General features: G+C 68.7%; 15 protein-coding genes. 7 read left to right on the top strand and 8 right to left on the bottom strand.

Annotation, left to right across the window (positions count from 1 at the left end):
• The 6 genes from AC0662_RS05600 to uvrA all read right to left on the bottom strand — a co-directional run.
• The coding region (locus tag AC0662_RS05600) for a toxin glutamine deamidase domain-containing protein (protein ID WP_478298763.1) at positions 1-5,303 on the bottom strand (5,303 nt) is incomplete at its 3' end.
• A gap of 76 nt (positions 5,304-5,379) precedes the next feature.
• On the bottom strand, positions 5,380-5,664 hold the full coding sequence (locus AC0662_RS05595) for a hypothetical protein (protein ID WP_478298761.1): 285 nt from the start codon (positions 5,662-5,664) through the stop codon (positions 5,380-5,382).
• Positions 5,661-6,026, bottom strand: coding sequence for a DUF6507 family protein (locus AC0662_RS05590; protein WP_452198589.1), 366 nt, complete (start codon positions 6,024-6,026; stop codon positions 5,661-5,663). The genes AC0662_RS05595 and AC0662_RS05590 overlap by 4 nt, the downstream gene beginning before the upstream one ends.
• 93 nt (positions 6,027-6,119) lie before the next feature.
• Complete coding sequence (locus tag AC0662_RS05585; RefSeq protein WP_452198587.1) at positions 6,120-6,425, bottom strand: hypothetical protein; 306 nt, start codon at positions 6,423-6,425, stop codon at positions 6,120-6,122.
• 14 nt (positions 6,426-6,439) lie between these two features.
• Positions 6,440-6,778, bottom strand: a complete 339-nt coding sequence (locus AC0662_RS05580) for a hypothetical protein (RefSeq protein WP_452198585.1) — start codon at positions 6,776-6,778, stop codon at positions 6,440-6,442.
• 238 nt (positions 6,779-7,016) lie between these two features.
• Positions 7,017-10,079 (bottom strand): excinuclease ABC subunit UvrA, encoded by a 3,063-nt coding sequence (gene uvrA / locus AC0662_RS05575; protein ID WP_478298758.1) that lies wholly within the window; start codon positions 10,077-10,079, stop codon positions 7,017-7,019.
• A 249-nt stretch (positions 10,080-10,328) separates the two neighbouring features.
• Between uvrA and AC0662_RS05570 the strand changes: the two genes are divergently transcribed.
• From AC0662_RS05570 to AC0662_RS05550, 5 genes are read left to right on the top strand one after another with little or no spacing between them, the layout of a single operon-like run.
• Complete coding sequence (locus AC0662_RS05570; protein WP_478298756.1) at positions 10,329-10,988, top strand: MBL fold metallo-hydrolase; 660 nt, start codon at positions 10,329-10,331, stop codon at positions 10,986-10,988.
• Positions 10,989-11,375, top strand: a complete 387-nt coding sequence (locus AC0662_RS05565) for an Imm7 family immunity protein (protein ID WP_478298754.1) — start codon at positions 10,989-10,991, stop codon at positions 11,373-11,375. It abuts the gene before it with no gap.
• Positions 11,376-11,421: 46 nt separating this feature from the next.
• A complete protein-coding gene (locus AC0662_RS05560; RefSeq protein WP_478298752.1) occupies positions 11,422-12,402 on the top strand; it encodes a DUF389 domain-containing protein in 981 nt (326 codons plus the stop codon).
• A 4-nt stretch (positions 12,403-12,406) separates the two neighbouring features.
• Positions 12,407-13,357, top strand: coding sequence for a cyclase family protein (locus tag AC0662_RS05555; RefSeq protein ID WP_478298750.1), 951 nt, complete (start codon positions 12,407-12,409; stop codon positions 13,355-13,357).
• A gap of 27 nt (positions 13,358-13,384) precedes the next feature.
• A complete protein-coding gene (locus AC0662_RS05550; RefSeq protein WP_478298748.1) occupies positions 13,385-13,927 on the top strand; it encodes an N-acetyltransferase family protein in 543 nt (180 codons plus the stop codon).
• Here the strand turns inward: AC0662_RS05550 and AC0662_RS05545 are convergent.
• Positions 13,914-14,858 (bottom strand): S1C family serine protease, encoded by a 945-nt coding sequence (locus AC0662_RS05545; protein WP_452198572.1) that lies wholly within the window; start codon positions 14,856-14,858, stop codon positions 13,914-13,916. The genes AC0662_RS05550 and AC0662_RS05545 overlap by 14 nt on opposite strands.
• Before the next feature lie 119 nt (positions 14,859-14,977).
• Between AC0662_RS05545 and AC0662_RS05540 the strand changes: the two genes are divergently transcribed.
• Entirely contained in the window at positions 14,978-15,526 is a 549-nt protein-coding gene (locus AC0662_RS05540; RefSeq protein ID WP_478298746.1) for a TetR/AcrR family transcriptional regulator, read from the top strand.
• Between the two features lie 101 nt (positions 15,527-15,627).
• Entirely contained in the window at positions 15,628-17,802 is a 2,175-nt protein-coding gene (locus tag AC0662_RS05535) for an MMPL family transporter (protein ID WP_452198568.1), read from the top strand.
• Here AC0662_RS05535 and AC0662_RS05530 read toward each other — a convergent pair.
• A complete protein-coding gene (locus AC0662_RS05530; protein WP_478298744.1) occupies positions 17,710-18,606 on the bottom strand; it encodes a group I intron-associated PD-(D/E)XK endonuclease in 897 nt (298 codons plus the stop codon). The two genes, AC0662_RS05535 and AC0662_RS05530, sit on opposite strands and share 93 nt — an antisense overlap.
• Positions 18,607-18,625: the final 19 nt, after the last annotated feature.

Here is an 18,625-nt window from a genome sequence, read left to right as displayed (position 1 = left end):
TGACCCGGACCATACGACTGGTTCGGCTGACCCGGGCCGTACGGCTGCTGCGGCTGACCCGGCTGCCCGGGACCGTACGGCTGGTTCGGCTGACCCTGAGCATGCGGCTGACCCGGACCATACGACTGGTTCGGCTGACCCGGGCCGTACGGCTGCTGCGGCTGACCCGGCTGCCCGGGACCGTACGGCTGGTTCGGCTGACCCGGGCCGTACGGCTGCTGCGGCTGACCCGGAGCGTGCGGCTGCTCGGGCTGGCCTGGGCCGAAGGGGTTCTCGGGCTGACCGGGTGCGTGCGGCTGGCCCGGACCGTACGAGGGCTGACCCGGACCGTACGACGGCTGTCCGGGGTTGTATGACGGCTGCGCCTCGCTCGGCCTGTACTGGGGCTGGGGACGCGCCGCCGGCGTGTGGGGTTGCGGCGGGGTCCACGGCTGCTGAGGCGGGTCGAACGGGTTGTGAGAAGTCTGCGGTGACGTGCTCCGCGTCGGCCGCTCCAGAACGATCGGGTCGCGGAACTCCGGTGACACCTCGCCAGGACCGCCGTGGTCGCGGACGTGGATGTGCCAGACGCCGGTCTCCTCGTCCTTGACCATCCGGGTCGGGTAGAACGGCGAGTGCGGCCCGTGGACCACCTCGTCGATGCCGACTGCGGGGTCCCGCATGAACGACAGGTCCTTGCCGTGGCGTGAGTCGATGTGCAGTACGACGCGACCCGCCGAGTACTGCCCGCCGCTGAAGTCCTCCGCACCTTCCGCGCCCTTGGCGGAGTGCGTGAACGCCGGCTCCTTCGCCGTCTGACCCGGGCGGTAGCGGTTCAGGAACCTCTCGAAATCGTCCACCGTATCGAAGCTCAACCCGCGCTGGATCTCGCCGCGGAAGTCGGGCAACTTGTTCAGCGTCGACGCTGCCACCCGCGCGACGGGGTTCCGCTCGACCGAGCGATCGCCGGCCCGGAACGCGTCGTTGATGTCCTGATGGTCGTGACCGATCAGCATCCGCTCGAGCGACGTCACCTCGCTCTCGGTCAGCGCGTTCGGGTCCCCGAGCTCCCGCCCGAGCCGCTCACGAATCTCCGCGAGCTTCCGGGGCTCCATCCCACCCCTCTGCGTCAACGCCCGGTGGTCCGCCGCCGAAGCCCGGAACCCCCGATCCGCCAACTCCGAGCCGGCGAAGGGATCCTCCCCGTTCCCGCGGTGCCCCCCGTACTCCCCACCATCCCCACGCCCACCAGCATGCGTCTCGGGGGCGTGCGTCTCAGGAGTGTGGGTGTCGGGGGTGTGCGCGTCCGGAGCGTGCGTCTCCGGCGTATGCGACTGCGGGGTATGCGACTCCGGGGTATGCGACTCCGGGGTGTGCGTGTCCCGGGCATGACTGTCCGAGGTATGTGTACCCGGGGTGTGCGAGTCCGCGTGCGTGCCCGTTCCCGGCGTGTGCGACTCCGGCGTGTGCGACTCCGGCGTGTGCGACTCCGGGGCATGCCTGCTATCTGGGGTGTTCGTACCCGGAGTGTGCGAGTCGGCGTGCGTGCCGGGCGTGCCCGGCGTACCCGGCTCCGGCGTGTGCGTACCCGGCTCCGGCGTGTGCGTACCCGGCTCCGGCGTGTGCGAACCCGGCGTGTGCGACTCCGGGATGCCCGAGCCCGGCGTACCTGGCTCTGGGGTGTGCTGGCCCGGAGTGTGTGGGTCGGCGGCGTTTGTGCGAGGCGTGCCTGAGCCTGGGGTGCCCGCTCCCGGTGTGTTTGGGGTGGGGTTGGGGGCGTCCTTGGGCGGGGGGACGTAGCGGGGTGGGGTGTTGGGGTCGGCGGGGACGCCTTCCCAGTGGCCGCCGCGTTCCCGGACGGCGAACTGCATGTCGGTGATGTGGACCTCGCGGGTGCCACCGTTCGGGTCGACGTGCTTGTACGGGTTGTCGAATGACCCGTCGGGGTTGACCGGCCGGTGGACCAGCCCGCCCGGCGGCTGGCTGTCGACGATCCGTACGACGCCCCCGTCGTCGACGAATGCGTTCAGCACGTGGCCGCCGCCCGGGATGTTCGGGTTGCCCGAGTGCCAGCGGACGAACACGTTCGCGTGCGTGCCCGGCGGCCGGCCGGCCAGCGCGTCGTGCACGGTGCGGAACGCGGCCTCGGTGAACTCGCTCGGGTTCAGGTTCGAGCGCTCGATCGACAGCTTGTGGCCGGGCTTGAAGTCCTTCAGGCCCATCCATTCCAGTGTCGGCTCGGGCATCTCGCCGCGGGCGAAGTTCCGTCCGTTGGCCAGCTCCGGTACGTCGCCGTTCAGGATCGACGCCGTCTTGCGCGAACAGTCCGCGCAGTTCATCTGGAACTCGGAGCCCCGGCCGTGATCCGGGTTCACGTGCCCGACCCACTTCTGGATGCTGCCCTCGGGCGGGTCGCCGATCGACGCACGCAGAGTCTGACGGCGCGGATCGTGCGGGTCCCGCGGCAGGAAGTTCCGCCCGTCGACCTGGGTGTCGTTCGGGTTGGCGTTCGGGTCCTGCGGGCGGTTCGGGTCCGAGTGCGCCGGGTACGGACGCTCGGGCGGTGTCTGATCGCGCAGGTGATCCGGCTTCAGCCGGTCGATCTCTTCCTGCCGCACCTTCGGGTCGTCGTACTTCGGGTCGTTGGCGTCGTCGTGCTTCGGGCCGTTCGGGTCGTCGTGCTCCCGCCGCGGCGCGTCGGGACGCGACTCCTGCCCTGGACGGTGCGGCTGGTTCGGCTCGTGCGGTACGTCGCGATGCCCGCCCGGCGTGCCATGACCAGCCACCCCCGGATGCACCGCGGGCGGCGCCACCACGTCCGGTGTACGCGCACCCGCCGGCGTCCCGTCCGGCGCATGCGTCGAGTCGGGAGCGTGCGTCGACTCGGGCGTATGCGTCGAGTCGGGCGTATGCGTCCCGGGCTCAGGAGTGTGGGTGGTGCTCGGGGTGTGCGTCCCCGGCTCCGGCGTGCGCGTACCCGGGGTTTGCGTACCGGCCTCGGGCGTGTGCGTCGACTCCGGCGTATGCGTCGACTCGGGTGTGCGCGTGCCCGGCTCAGGCGTCCGCGTTGGGCTGTGCGTCCCCGCCTCGGGCGTGTGCGTCGTACCCGGGGTACGCGTACTCGGCTCAGGCGTATGCGTGGTGCTCGGCGTGTGCGTCCCAGGCTCAGGCGTATGCGTGGTGCTCGGCGTGTGCGTCCCAGGCTCAGGCGTATGCGTCGTGTTCGGGGTGTGCGTCCCTGGCTCGGGAGTGTGCGTGGTGCTCGGCGTGTGCGTGCCCGCCGCGGGCGTGTGGGTGGGCGTGCCCGCCTCAGGCGTGTGCGTGGTGTTCGGGGTGTGTGTGCCCGCCTCTGGCGTATGCGTCGTGCCCGGCGTATGTGTCCCTGCCTCAGGCGCATGCGTCATGGACTCGGGCGTGTGAGTTCCCGGCTCGGGTGTGTGCGTCGAATTCGGCGTATGCGTGGACTCCGGCGTGTGCGTGCCCGCGGCAGGCGTGTGCGTGGACTCCGGAGTATGGGTCGCGCCGGGAGTGTGGGTGCTCTCGGGAGTGTGCGTGCCCGCGCCAGGTGTGTTGGTCGACTCCGGGGTGTGCGTCGTGCCCGGCGAATGCGTCGTCGGCTGACCGGGCGTGTGTGAAGTCGGCGAACCCGTCCCCGGATCAGCGTGCGAAGCAGGTGACGTCGTACCAGGATCAGCGTGCGACGCAGGCGACGACGTACCAGGCTCAGCATGCGAACTCGGCGACGTAGTACCAGGATCCGCGTGCGATCCCGGCGACGCGGTCCCCGGATCAGCGTGCGATACGGGCGACGTCGTACCAGGATCAGCGTGCGACGCAGGCGACGACGTACCAGGGTCGGCGTGCGATACCGGCGACGTCGTGCCCGGGTCCGCGTGCGAGACCGGTGTCGTCGGGGACTCGACGGTCGGGGTGTGGACCGACGGGGTGTCCACCGTCGGCGTGTGCGTGCTCGCCGGCGTCACGTGGGGCGTGTCCGGCGTGCCGTGCGACGGTACGTCGACATGCCCGCCCTCCACCGACGGTACGTCGACGCCGACCTTCGGCACGCTCTGCATCTTGAAGGTCTCGCCAACGATCGGGATCTTCGACATCCCGTTGACGACGTTGCCGACCTTCGGGATCTTCGACACCGCCCCGAGCGCCGCGTCGTGCATCGCGGCCCGGCCGATCTGCAGTTTCTCGGCGACCCCGGCGACCTTGGCGACCGTCATGCTGGCCGCGCCGAACTTGCCGGCCATCGCCGCGGTCTTCACCGCACCGGCGCTACCGCCGCTGGCGACCGTCGCGACGATGTTCGTGAGCGCCATCCCGAAGGCCTTGCCCGGGTTCTTGCTCCACTCGTCCCAGGCGACGAACCCCTTGAGCATCTCCTTGCCCATGTTGAGGCCCTGCTCGCCGAACTCCTTCACGGCGTCCGGCCGGGTGTTCAGGCCGGTCACCGAATCGAACGCCGCCCAGGCCAACTGGTACGGCGCGGTCACCACTTGGGCGACCATCATCCCGAGGCCCTTCCAGGAATCCCCCGCCTGCTGCCAGGTCGGCATGTCCCAGCCGAGCTTGTCGTGCATGAAGTCCCGCAGCGGACCGATCGAGCCCAGCGCCGGCAGCACCGGGATCAGCGTGAGGATGCTCTGCACCGTCTCGCCGACCACCGTCAGCACGCCGACGACCGCGTTCACGGGGAACTCGAGGCAGTCCTGCCACCACGGCTTGTCCCGCTCCTCCTCGGTACCCCACGCGGGCGGATCCGGTTCCTTGTCCTCGTCCGGCTTCGGCGGCGGCGGGTCGCCCTCCCGCTGGCCGGTCTTCACGTCCCAGGGTTTGCCGCCGTACAACCGGGCAATCGCGTTCGCCGCGTTGAAGCAGATGGTCGGCATCTCCTCCTGCATGATGCGGGTGACGTCTTTGACCATCCGGTTGTTGTCGTCGATCATGTCCTGATCGTTCTGCCACTCCGGATTACCGTTCTTCCGGCGGTGCCAGTCGTACGCCTCGGTGCGGATGTTGGTCAGCTGGGTGAGCTTTTCCTGCACCGCGCCGGCCAGGTTGCGCAGGTGTCCCGCGACCTGCGGCAGCGTCGGCCCGAACTCGCTCAGCTTGGTCTCGATGATCTGCGTCGAGCCGATCAGGCGGTACTTCTCGGGCGCCTGATAGTTGCCGTCCAGGCCCTTGAACGTCCTGTTCACGGTCTGGCCGAGCTGCGTGAACTTCGGCCCGAGGTCCCGCAGCGCCTGGTCGTGAGCATCGATCGTCTGGATCATCCTGGTCAGATCGGCGATCGGGATGCCTTCGGGTTTGATCATGGCAGCTCAGTCCTCAGTCACACGGGGGTCAACAGGTGCGTGGGGTACGGCGTACGGCGCGTCGATCAGGAGTCGATCAGGACTGCGGCCGGGCCGCGATCATCGCGGCGTCGAGCGACTGCAGGCTCGGCTGGAACGAGCTGATGCCGTGGTCGGCGACCAGGAACATCAGGTTCGAGTAGCCCGGCGGGACGAACACGAGGTACTCCTCGGCCTGGTACGCCGCCCACTCGGCCAGGTCCTCGGCCGTCGCCGAGTTGTCGGGATCCGACGACTCCGCGGTCAACCACTCCGCGAGTCGCACGCGCCCGGCCTGCGCTACGTCGTCCGGCACCACCGATGCCGGGTCCTGGTCCGTCATACCGCCCTGTTCCTTCCTGCGCCCCCGCCGCCCGGCACGTCCGGGATCACGCCGTTCTGTGCCGCCTGCTGCGCTCGCAGCGCCATCTCTTCCTGGCCGCCCATGTAGGCCTTGACCGCGTTCTGCGCGCCGGTCAGCGAGGCGCCGACCTGCTTCGCCGCAGACTCCAGGTTCGGACCCCAGTGCTGGGCGTACTCCCCCAGCGACGCGGCAACCACGGAGAACATCTGCCAGTTCAGGCCCTCCGCGAGCCCCTGGAGCGACGTTCCGTACGACTTCGCGTAGCCGTCGAACGGCTCCGCGGCCGTCACCGTCTTCTGGAGTACTTCGTTCACGCCCGCGATGTTGATGTCCCAGTCCACTGTCTTTCCTCCGATCAGCCGGATCCGGCCCACAACGAGCCCGGACGCGCCCCGTCAGGGGAACGTCCGGGACGGTGACGCTGAACTCGGCGGTCAGCCGCCGATGTTGTCGACCGCTGCGCCCGCCTTCTTCAAGGTCGCGGCGGCGGTGGCGTCGTTCTGCGACAGGGTGTCCTTCAGCGACTTGATGATCGCCAGGGTCTGGTCGGCCGCCTTGTTGAAACGGTCCTCGACGCCGCGGTAGTTCTCGGTCACGCCGCTGGCCGACGCGTCCGACAGCGCGGCGGTCACGTTCTGCTTGTGCGCCGCGATCAGCGCGGTGATCTGGCCGGAGAGGTTGTGGATCGTCGTCTGGACCTCGCCCGAGGCCGCGGTGTCGTAGCTGTTGCGGTTCGCCATTGCGGGTTCCTCTCTCAGCGCTTGCCGAATTTGGCGGAGTTGAAGTCAGCCGCGCCCTGGTTCTTCTTCGCGGTGTCCGCCATGTCGCTGTCACCGGTGCGGAACGCCGTGTCCATCCCGGACTGTCCCTGGTTGATCGCGGCGAGGCCGGCGTTCAGGTCGGCGGCGATCCCGTCGACGTTGCCCTTGAAGGAGTCGAACATCGCCTTACCGGCACCGTTCATCTTGCCTTCGAGCGGCTGCGCGGCGGCAACGAGTTGTTTCACCAGGCCGCCGAGGTCCTGGGTTCCGGTCGAGGTCTTCTTGGCCAGTTGGCTCAGGGTGTCCTGACCCATGTCCCAGCGTCCGGTCACGATTTCTCCTTCGACAGTGTGGTTGCGCCGCAGCGCCACGATAGTCGGAGAAACAGGTCAAGACCTGAATGGCAGACCGGCCCACGGACCCTTTCGATCAGGATCGAAAGGTCCGCGTGACGCGACTGTGAACTACGCCACGCGAACCCTGCCGAGACATTGCTGTGAGCAACAACAATTGCCCGATCAGGCAACGATCTGAACTGTGATCCCGACGCTGCGGGATCACACTTCACGACTAACCGGCGGTGCGCTTCCGGGCCGTCGCCGCGGTCTTCTTGACCGCGGTCTTGCGCGCCGGGGCCTTCTTCGCCACCGCGACCTTCTTGGCGGCGGTCTTCTTCGCCACCGTGTCCTTCGCCGCAACCTTCTTCGCCGCAGCCTTCTTGGCAGGCGCCTTCTTGGCCGGCAGGGCCTTCGCCGCGACTGCCGCCTGTTTCGCGCTCGGCTTCGCTGCCCGGCCCTCAAGGATCTCGGCCAGGAACTGACCGGTGTACGACGACGGGTTCGCCGCGACCTCCTCCGGCGTACCTTCCGCGACCAGCGTGCCGCCGCGGCGACCGCCGTCCGGACCGAGGTCGATCAGCCAGTCGGCGGTCTTGATGACATCGAGGTTGTGCTCGATGACCAGCACCGAGTTGCCCTTGTCGACCAGGCCGCTCAGAACACCGAGCAGCTTCCGGATGTCCTCGAAGTGCAGACCAGTGGTCGGCTCGTCCAGCACGTACACCGTGCGGCCGGTCGAGCGGCGCTGCAGCTCGGATGCCAGCTTGACCCGCTGCGCCTCACCACCGGACAGCGTCGGCGCGGGCTGCCCGAGCCGGACGTACCCGAGGCCGACCTCGACCAGCGTCTTCAGGTGTCGCGAGATCGCCGGGATCGCCGCGAAGAATTCCGACGCCTCCTCGATCGGCATGTCCAGTACGTCCGCGACCGTCTTGCTCTTGTAGTGCACCTCGAGCGTCTCGCGGTTGTACCGCGCGCCGTGGCACACCTCGCACGGGACGTAGACGTCCGGCAGGAAGTTCATCTCGATCTTCAGCGTGCCGTCGCCCGAGCAGGCCTCGCAGCGGCCGCCCTTCACGTTGAACGAGAAGCGACCCTGCTGGTACCCGCGGACCTTCGCCTCGGGCGTCTCCGCGAACAACTTCCGGATGTGGTCCCAGACCCCGGTGTACGTCGCCGGGTTGGACCGCGGCGTCCGGCCGATCGGCGACTGGTCGACGTGGATCACCTTGTCGACCAGGTCCATGCCGGAGATCTTCGTGTGCCGTCCCGGGACCGCCCGGGCGCCGTAGATCTGCCGCGCGAGCGACGTGTAGAGGATGTCGTTGACCAGCGTCGACTTGCCCGAGCCGGACACCCCGGTGACCGCGACGAACACCCCGAGCGGGATGGTCACGTCGATGTCCTTCAGGTTGTTCTGCCGGGCGCCGTACACCGTGAGCTCGCGGCCCTCGGTGAGCGGACGGCGCACCTCCGGGATCGGGATCTCGCGGCGGCCGGAGACGTAGGCACCGGTGATCGAGTCCGGGTGGTTGCGCAGGTCCTCGACCGTGCCGGACACGACGACCTGGCCGCCGTGCTCACCGGCGCCGGGGCCGATGTCGACGACCCAGTCGGCGTGGTCGATGGTGTCCTCGTCGTGCTCGACGACGATCAGCGTGTTGCCGAGCTCCTTGAGCCGGACCAGCGTCTCGATCAGCCGCCGGTTGTCCCGCTGGTGCAGACCGATCGACGGCTCGTCGAGCACGTACAGCACGCCGACCAGGCCCGAACCGATCTGCGTCGCCAGCCGGATCCGCTGCGCCTCGCCACCGGACAGCGAACCCGCCGGCCGGCTCAGCGCCAGGTAGTCCAGACCGACGTCGAGCAGGAACCGCAGCCGCTCGCCGATCTCCTTGACCACCCGCTCCGCGATCTGCTTCTCCCGCGGGGACAGCTCCATCTGCACCAGGAAGTCGTGCACCTCGTCGATCGACATCGCACTGATCTCCGCGATGTTCTTCCCACCGAGGGTGACCGCGAGCGAGATCGGCTTCAGCCGCGCGCCGTTGCAAGCCAGGCACGGGACCTCGCGCATGTACTCCTCGAAGCGCTCCCGCCCGGTGTCGCTCGACGCCTCCGCGTGCCGGCGCTCGACGTACGGGATCACGCCTTCGAAGGTCGTGTAGTACGAGCGCTCGCGGCCGTAGCGGTTCTGGTACGAGACGTGGACCTGCTTGTCGTGGCCGGTGAGCAGCGCCTTCTTCGCCTTCGCCGGCAGCTCACCGAACGGCGTGCTGGTCCGGAACTTCAGGTCCTTCGCGAGCGCCTCGAGCAGCCGCTCGAAGTACTGCGAGACGTTCTGCCCGGACCACGGCTGGATCGCGCCCTCGTCGAGCGACTTCGACGGGTCCGGGACCAGGAGCTCCGGGTCGACCTCCATCCGCGTGCCCAGACCGGTGCACACCGGGCAGGCGCCGTACGGCGAGTTGAAGGAGAACGACCGCGGCTCCAGCTCGTCGATGGCGAGCGGGTGGTCATTCGGGCAGGCGAGCTTCTCGGAGAAGCGGCGCTCACGGTGCGCGTCGTCCTCCGGGAGGTCGACGAAGTCCAGCACGACCAGACCGCTGGCCAGGCCGAGCGCGGTCTCCACCGAGTCGGTCAGCCGCTGCTTCGCGGAGCCCTTCACCGCGAGCCGGTCGACGACGACGTCGATGCTGTGCTTCTTCTGCTTGTCGAGCTTCGGCGGCTCGGTGAGCTGGATCGTCTCGCCGTCGACGCGGGCCCGGGAGAACCCCTGACCGGTCAGCTGGCGGAACAGGTCGACGTACTCCCCCTTGCGGCCGCGGACGACCGGGGCGAGCACCTGGAACCGCGTGCCCTCCTCGAGCTCGAGGACCCGGTCGACGATCTGCTGCGGGGTCTGCCGCGCGATCGGCTCGCCGCACTCCGGGCAGTGCGGACGCCCGGCGCGCGCGAACAGCAGCCGGAGGTAGTCGTAGACCTCGGTGATCGTGCCGACGGTCGAACGCGGGTTGCGTGAGGTGGACTTCTGATCGATCGAGACGGCCGGTGACAGCCCCTCGATGAAGTCGACGTCGGGTTTGTCCATCTGCCCGAGGAACTGCCGGGCGTACGCCGAGAGCGACTCGACGTACCGCCGTTGGCCTTCGGCGAAGATCGTGTCGAAGGCCAGGCTGGACTTCCCGGACCCGGACAGGCCGGTGAAGACGATCATGGCGTCCCGCGGCAGGTCGACCGAGACGTCCTTCAGGTTGTGCTCACGCGCTCCGCGCACGATCAGACGGTCAGACACAAGCTCACTCTCAGCCGTTCTCGAGGGGGTATCCGGGTGGTTCTCTCACTGGCCCCGTCATGCTAACGAGGCCCACCGACAAAAACTTCCGCCGCCGGAATCGGTGCCTGCTCCGGGGATCGCCTTCGAAAGTATATTCGATCAACGAAGCGGGTCGGCGCAGGCTACGGGCTGTCCGGTACCCGACATGACGCGCGGCGCCGCAAGTGCAAGGATCGACGGAGTCACCGAGATCCAGGGAGAAGGCAGATGCCCGAGTACCACGGGAACGTCAAGGTCGGCGGACCGGCACAGACACACGAGCTGGCCCGGTTGATGATCACCAAGGTCGCGGTCGGGCCGATGGACAACAACGCCTACCTGCTGCGCTGCCGGCAGACCGACGAGCAGGTCCTGATCGACGCCGCGAACGAGGCAGACACGCTGCTCCGGCTGATCGGCGACGGCGGCCTCGCGCGGGTCGTCACCACGCACCGCCACCAGGACCACTGGGAGGCGCTGGCGGAGGTCGTCGCCCGCACGGGCGCCACCACAGTCGCCGGCCGGTACGACGCCGAGGGCATCCCGGTCCCGACCGACCAGCTCGTCGACGACGGCGACCACATCGCGGTCGGCCAGTGCAGCCTGCGCGTCATCCACCTCGTCGGCCACACCCCCGGCTCGATCGCGCTCCTGTACGACGACCCGGACGGCGCCCCGCACCTGTTCACCGGCGACTCGCTCTTCCCGGGCGGCGTCGGCAACACGCAGGGTGACGCCGAGCGCTTCACGTCCCTCGTCAACGACGTCGAGGCCAAGCTCTTCAACCAGCTCCCCGACGAAACCTGGGTCTACCCCGGCCACGGCTCCGACACCACCCTCGGCACCGACCGCCCCAACATCGCCGAATGGCGCAAGCGCGGCTGGTAGATGTTCGAGTACCACGGGTGGGCCACGCTGCGTGATTCCGAGGACGGGTACGACGGAGCAGCCGACGACCTGACCGACGTGACGTACGACGCGGTGAAGAAGGAGATCGCCGACCTGCGCAACGACCTGCAGGTCGCGGATCTCCGCATCGCCAACGGCTCGGCCCACCTGTGGCTGGCAGGCCTCCGCAATCACCGCCAGCGTGACGTGATCGAAGTGTTCCAGCGGATCGCCGGGATCGCCCCGTGGTCGTACGGGCTGCTGCACGTGTACGACGACGAGGATCAGAACCGCTGGATCACCTGGGTGATGAAACGCGGCAGCGTGACCCCTGAAGCGGACTCCTACCTGTCGCCGCATGTAGGCGTGGTGGAAGACGCAGAGTGACCAGGTTCGCCGTGGATGGCGATGGGTCCTTCATCCACTTGGGGTGATGGAGCGGTGCAGCCGCGGCCTGATGCTGGCCGCAATGATTCATCTGCGGGTCGTCAGTCCACCCGAAATCACCGATGCGGTGGTGCCCGTGCTGCGCGCGGAGCCGACGGTGATGAACCTGGCCGTGTTCCGATCCGCGGTGAGCAAGCCCGACGGGGACGCGGTCCAGTTCGACGTCCAGCAGGCCGCAGCCGACCACGTCATCGAGCGGCTGCGCGAGCTCGGCGTGGAGCAGCACGGGACGATCACGCTCGAGAACATCGACGCCTCGGTCTCAGCGCTCACCGACGATGTCCCGGCAGGTCGACTGCGGTTCCAGCAGTTCGCGCCGGTGTGGGCCGAGGTCGAGGCCCGGATCCGGCTCGGGGGGATCTACCCGCCGAGCTGGTTCGGGTTGCTCGTCATCGCGAGCCTGATCGGTGCCGTCGGGATCCTGACGAACTCGCAGATCCTGATTGTCGGAGCCATGCTCGTCGGGCCGGAGTACGGCGCCATCCTCAGCCTCGCCTTCGGCGTGACCCGCCACGACGCCACCCGGGTCCGGCACGCCGCGGCCGCCCTGGCCGTCGGGTTCGCCCTCGCGGTGATCGCCGCGCTCGCGTTGTCCGCGGTGATCCGCTGGGCGAACCTACAGCCGAAGGCCTACGCGCTCGGAATCCGGCCGGTGTCCGGTCTGATCAACACCCCCAACTGGTTCTCCCTGATCGTCGCCTTGCTGGCCGGGGTGGTGGGCGTTGTCTCAGTCACCGAGGCCAGATCGAGCACGCTGATCGGGGTGTTCATCTCGGTCACGACCATCCCCGCGGCGGCCGACATCGGGGTGTCGCTCGCGTTCGGCAGCGGTAGTGAGGCTTGGGGCGCGACCCTCCAGCTCCTCCTCAACGTCACGGTTCTGACGGCTGTGGCGATCGCCGGACTTCCCGCACAGCGAGCCATTTGGCGACGGGCGACCCGCCGGCGTACCCGACTTGGAGGTTGATGACATGACCGGCACACAACACACCGAACCTGCCCGCGGGCAGATGACCCAGGACGGATTCCGCGCGCTGTACCGGCGGCTGCGGGACGACCGGCCGTGGGGACCTGACGACCGGCGCGGAGCGTTGAACTACCTCACCCCCACCGAGAGGCTCGCCGCCGCCCGCGAGGTCCGGCTCGGCCGTGCGGTGTCGCTGGCCGCACCGATAGAGGGCCGGGTGACGCCGGACAACCCCGACCCCGCGCGGCATCGCATGAAGGGGTTGCCGGCGACACAGACCGAGCACGGCCTCGCGTTCGCCCTCGATCGGATCGAGATGAACATCCACGGGAACGCCGACAGCCACATCGACGCCCTGTGTCACGTGGTCTTCGACGGCGAGATGTACGACGGAGTGCCCGCGGACACCCTCACCGAGGCCGGGGCATCCGAACTGTCCATCGCCACGGCTGCCGACGGAGTCGTCGGTCGCGGCGTGCTGCTCGACGTACCGAAGTCTCGCGGGGTGGATTGGCTGGAGCCGGGCGACCAGGTGACCGTCGACGACCTGCTCGCCGCCGAGCAGCGTGAGGGTGTCCGGGTCGGCCGTGGCGACATCCTGCTGGTCCGGGTCGGCCATCGGCTGCGGCGCCGCGAGCTCGGGCCCTGGGATGTCGCGGCGGCCCGCGCCGGGCTGCACCCGGATGTCATGCCCTTGCTGGCCGAGCGAGAGATCTCTGTGCTGGGAAGCGACGGCAACAACGACACCGCGCCGAGCCTGGCGGAGGGCGTTGACTTCCCGATCCATGTGCTTGCCATCGACGCGCTCGGGATCATGCTGATGGACTACCTCGAGTTCGATGAGCTGGTGCCGGTGTGCGAGGAAGCCGGGCGCTGGTCGTTCCTCTGCGTCATCGCGCCACTCCGGCTACCAACCGGGACCGGATCACCGATCAACCCGATCGCCGTCCTCTGACGACCCGTCTCGTCCTAGGCTGCCGGGGTGACTGGGTTCGCGGAGTATCGGCCAGGGAGTTCGCGGCAGACTATCGGCGCCGCGGTCGTCGTACGGCCGGCAGAGATTGCCGATCTCGACGCCTGCGCCGAGCTGATCGTCTCGCGGACCGGCGGGTCCGCGACCGATCGGCGTGACCGCTTGCTGGCGGATCTGCGGGATCCGCTGAAGTACGTGGCGGTCGCCGTCGTCGACGACGAGATCGTCGCCTATGGCGGAGTGATCCGTCACGACCGCTCCCCCGCGGATCCGCCGACGACCGCTCCGTCCGGCTTCTACCTGATCGGCCTGATCGTCGCGCCCGCGTGGCGGCGGCACGGGATCGGCGATCTGCTGACGCAGGAGCGGATGCGGTGGACCGCCGAGCGCGCCGACGAGATCTACACGTTCGTCAACCTCGCGAACGCGGCGATCCTCGACCTCCACCAGAGGTTCAGGTTCACCGAAGTGACCCGCGACTTCACCTTCCCCAACGCTCCACTGAAACCTGGGACCTGCGTGCTCCTGCGATCCGACCTCAGCGATCGGTGAGTTCGGCCGGGTAGGCGATCACGTCGACCAGTGCGTTGTTGCGGATCGCCGTGATCTCGGTGCGACGGGCGATGGCGTCCTCGAAGAGTTGGCGTTGCAGGGACTGCGCGTCGCGCAGGGGTACGCCGTTCACGGCGAGAACGAGATCGCCTTGGCGCAGGCCCGCGGCGGCTGCCGGGCTGGCCGGGATGACCTCGACGACCCGTAGTGCCGTGCGTTGGTCGAAGCGTTGCACCAGCGCCGGATGCAGCGGAGCGGGCGTGCTGACCAGGCCGAGGTACCCGCGGCGCACTCGCCCGTCGTGCAGGAGCGAGTAGATGATCCGGCGGGTCGTCGGGTTGATCGGTACGGCGAGCCCGAGGCCGATCCCGGCGACCGCGGTGTTGATGCCGATCACGCGCCCGTTGCCGTCGGCAAGCGCACCGCCGGAGTTGCCCGGGTTGAGCGCCGCGTCGGTCTGGATGACGTCCTCGATGATCCGGTTCGCCGACCCGCTCCGTACCGGTAGCGACCGGCCGAGCGCACTCACCACGCCCGCGGTCACGCTGCCCGCCAGGCCGAGCGGGTTGCCGACCGCAACGACCAGGTTCCCGACCTTGAGATGGTCCGCGTCGCCGTACTCCGGCGGGTCCGGGACCTCGCGGTCGGCCCGCAGTACGGCGAGATCCGACAACCGATCGACGCCGACCACGTGCGCCTGCGCCGTCGTACCGTCCGCGAACTCGGCCGACGCCCCGGAACCGTCACCGACGACGTGGGCGTTCGTCAGCAGATGCCCGTCGCCGGTCAGCACCACGCCCGAGCCGGACGAGTCGCCGCGCCGGCTGTGGATCCGCAGGCTCGCGACCCGCGGGATCAAGTGTTCGGCCACGCCCGAGACCACTCGGGAGTAGGCATCCAGAACGTCGTCCCCAGCGATCTCATCAGCCATCTCGCGCCTCCTGAATTACATCATTACACCGCAAGCCAAGCGCGGGCCACGGCGTGAACCGGACCACAATCCTGACCGATCGGTTGAAAACTGGCCGATCGGTCAGTCACGATGCTGTCATGGCAGTCACCACCCCCGCCCGGGAGCGGACCAGGAACGAGATCGTCCGGCAGGCGATGGACCTGTTCCAGGCCGGCGGCTACAACGCGACGTCGCTGCAGGACATCGCGACCGCGGCCGGCTGCTCCAAGGCGACGGTGCTCTACCACTTCAGCGGCAAGCCGGCCGTGCTCGCCGCCGTCCTCGAACCCGCCGCCGCCGACCTGGCGCAACTCGTCGCGGCCGCGGCCGAGCTGCCCCGGCCCGCCGCCCAGGAGCTCGCGATCAAGAGCTTCATCGACCTCGCCGTCGTGCACCGCGGCGTGGTGGACGTGCTGCAGGACATCATCCCGGTGATCGAACAGATGACCGAGGTCGCGCCGCTGGTGGCCGACGGGATGCGACTGACGGAGTACATGGCCGGATCCGACGACCCGCTCGAGCACGACCTGGCGAAGTTCGCGATCAACGGTCTGCTCGGCGAGTGCCGGCACTCCGGTGAACGCACCGACGACGAGCTCCGAAGACTCTGCGACATCGCCCTGCGGAGACTGCTCCGCCGCGCCTGAGCCTGCCCCGAACCCCGCCGCGCCGACGGGCGCTGCACCCCTGCCTGTACGCGGTACCTGACAGCGAATCACGCCGTACCTGACACCCGAAACGGACCCCGATGGCCAACTTCCTGTACCGGCTCGGCCGGTTCTCCTACCAGCGCCGTCGGCTCGTCGCGGCGGTGTGGGCGCTGTTCCTCGTCCTGCTCGGCGTCGGCGCGCTCACGCTGGGCGGCAAGACCGCGAACACGTTCTCGATCCCGGGCACCGAGTCGCAGCGCGCGCTCGACGCGCTCAAGCAGGAGCTGCCGGCCGCCAGCGGCGCGTCCGCCACGGTCGTGGTGAAGGCTCCGGACGGCAAGACGCTCGCCGACCCGACGGTGAAGGCCGCGGTCGGCGCGACGGTCGCCAAGGTCACGAAGGTGCCCGAGGTGATCGCGGCCGTCGACCCGTTCACCAGCAAGGCGATCAGCCCGGACGGTACGACGGGGCTGATCAGCGTCCAGTTCGACAAGCCGGCCGACGAGCTCTCCGCCGAGAGCAGCGACGGGTACGACGGTCTGAGCGGCCTCAGCTCGGGTGACCTCAAGGTCGTTCCGGGTGGCCAGATCAAGGCCGGGATCCCGGAGATCGGGGCGACCGAGGTGATCGGTGTCGCGGTCGCGGCCGTCGTACTCGTCGTCACGTTCGGATCGCTGGTAGCGGCCGGGATGACGCTGGTGACCGCGTTGCTCGGTGTCCTGGCCGGGATGGCCGGATTGTTCATCGTGACCGCGTTCACCGACGTGTCGTCGACGGCGCCGATCCTGGCGTTGATGCTCGGCCTCGCGGTGGGGATCGACTACTCGTTGTTCATCAGCTCGCGGCATCGCTCGCAACTCGCCGAGGGGATGGATCCGGAGGAATCGGTGGCGCGAGCTACCGCGACAGCCGGCTCCGCAGTGTTGTTCGCCGGCGCGACCGTAGTGATCGCCCTGGCTGGGCTGTCGGTGGTCGGCGTGCCGTTCCTGACCGCGATGGGGCTGGCCGCCGCGGCCACCGTACTCACCGCCGTACTCGTAGCGCTGACGTTGCTGCCGGCGCTGCTCGGCTTCGTCGGGAACCGGGTGCTGCCGCGGAAGATCCGGAAGGCGCCGACGACGCACCATCACGCGCGCGGCTTCGGGTTCCGGTGGGGTCAGTTGGTCACCCGGCTCCGGGTGCCGATCGTTGCTGTCGGCATCGTCGGCCTCGGGTTGCTGGCGATCCCGGCGAAGGACATGCAGCTCGCGCTTCCGGACGGAGCCTCGGCGGCGGCCGGGAGCAACCAGCGGGTCGCCTACGACCTGACCGCGGCCGCGTTCGGTCCCGGGGCGAACGGCCCGCTCGTGGTTGTTGTGAAGAGCAACGACGCGGCGACGTCGAACGGGATCGTTCAGCAGGTCCTGGGCAAGGCGCAGGGACTGCCCGATGTGGTCGCCGCACAGCCGGCGGCGGCAAGCCAGGACGGTACGACGCGGTTGCTGCAGGTGATCCCGAAGAGCGGGCCGGCCAGCGAGCAAACGGCTGACCTGGTGAAGAACCTGCGCTCCGCGGTACAGCCGCTCGCCACGGGTGACGCGAGCATCTCGGTGACCGGGAACACCGCGGTCGGGGTCGACGTGTCGAACAAGCTGTCCGACGCGTTGCCGACGTACCTGTTCGTGGTGATCGGGTTGTCGTTCCTGCTGTTGCTGCTGGCGTTCCGGTCCGTGCTGGTGCCGTTGAAGGCGACGCTCGGGTTCGTGCTGACGATCGGCGCAACGTTCGGGATCACGGTCGCGGTGTTCCAGGAAGGGCATCTGGCGAGCTGGGTCGGGCTGGACTCCCCCGGTCCGCTGGTGAGCTTCCTGCCGATCATCATGATGGGCATCCTGTTCGGGCTCGCGATGGACTACGAGGTGTTCATCGTGTCGCGGGTCCGGGAGGAGTTCGTGCACGGCAAGCACGCGAACGACGCCACTATCCAGGGTCTCGGCCACGGCGCCCGCGTGGTCACCGCCGCGGCCCTGATCATGGCGTCCGTCTTCGCCGGCTTCATCCTGGTCGAGGACCCGATCATCAAGGCGATCGGCTTCGGCCTCACCATCGGCGTCCTGATCGACGCCTTCGTCGTCCGGATGACCCTCGTCCCCGCCATCCTCAGCCTCCTCGGAGACCGCGCCTGGTGGTTCCCGAAGTGGCTAGACCGCCTGACTCCCCGAGTAGACATCGAAGGCGAAACCCTTCGGATCGACAAGGAACCGCGAACCGACGAACTCGCGGGCGTACGCTGACGCACGCCACGGGGCATCAGCAGCAGCTGGTGCCCCACCCAACAAACTCGACGCATCACCCACGCGGTACGGCGTGTAGCTCTCCGCCGAAATGCTCACCCGACCGGCGAGGACCGGGCTGGGAATGACGTAGATGCTGCCGTCGCCGAGAACGATGAAGAACAGGTCGATCGAGTCGGGGTCGTAGGGCATCTTGCTCGCGGACTTGTCCAGCACGTACGGACGCCGCCCGATGCCGACGTTCCAGTAGCCGCGCCTGGTCCGGGCTGCACAGGACTTGACCTGCACGCGTTGAACGCCATCTGGCGTGGTTACGAGCAGGTCGTATTCCTGAGGCTCGATCGGCAGCGCAACGGCACATCCCCGCAAGGTGAACCAGGCCATCGCCAGCGGAGCTGCCGAAAAGCGGAGCATCTCGGGCCGGACCGGCTCGTCGAAGACCTCGATCGGTGTTGGCTGCGCCAGTGGTGACTTCAGATGCGTGCAGTCCAGACCCAGCCGGACGGCGTGACCCTTGATCCGGACCCGCTCTGCTCCGTTGTCGACGATACCGAGGCTGACGATCACGTCCGCCCAGCAGCTTGCGCCCGCCACGGCCTCGCGCAGTTGCTGATCAGACCAGCGACGCTGGCCCGTGAAGTGTGACGTGTCCAATGCGAGCCGCGCTGCGTGCCGCCTGATCGATCCGGTGGAGGTGTTTTTCAGCCCGAGTGCACGAGCAACGGCTCTCCACGACGGGCTGCTCTCGACCGCCTCGGACAATTGAGCATCGGTCCAGCTACGTCGGTTCTCGGTGTTCTCCATGAGGGCAAACGTAATGAGG

This window comes from Kribbella sp. NPDC043289 (genome assembly GCF_056436705.1).
The sequence above is the reverse complement of the archived record's forward strand: the minus strand, read 5'-3'. Positions and strand labels throughout refer to the sequence as shown.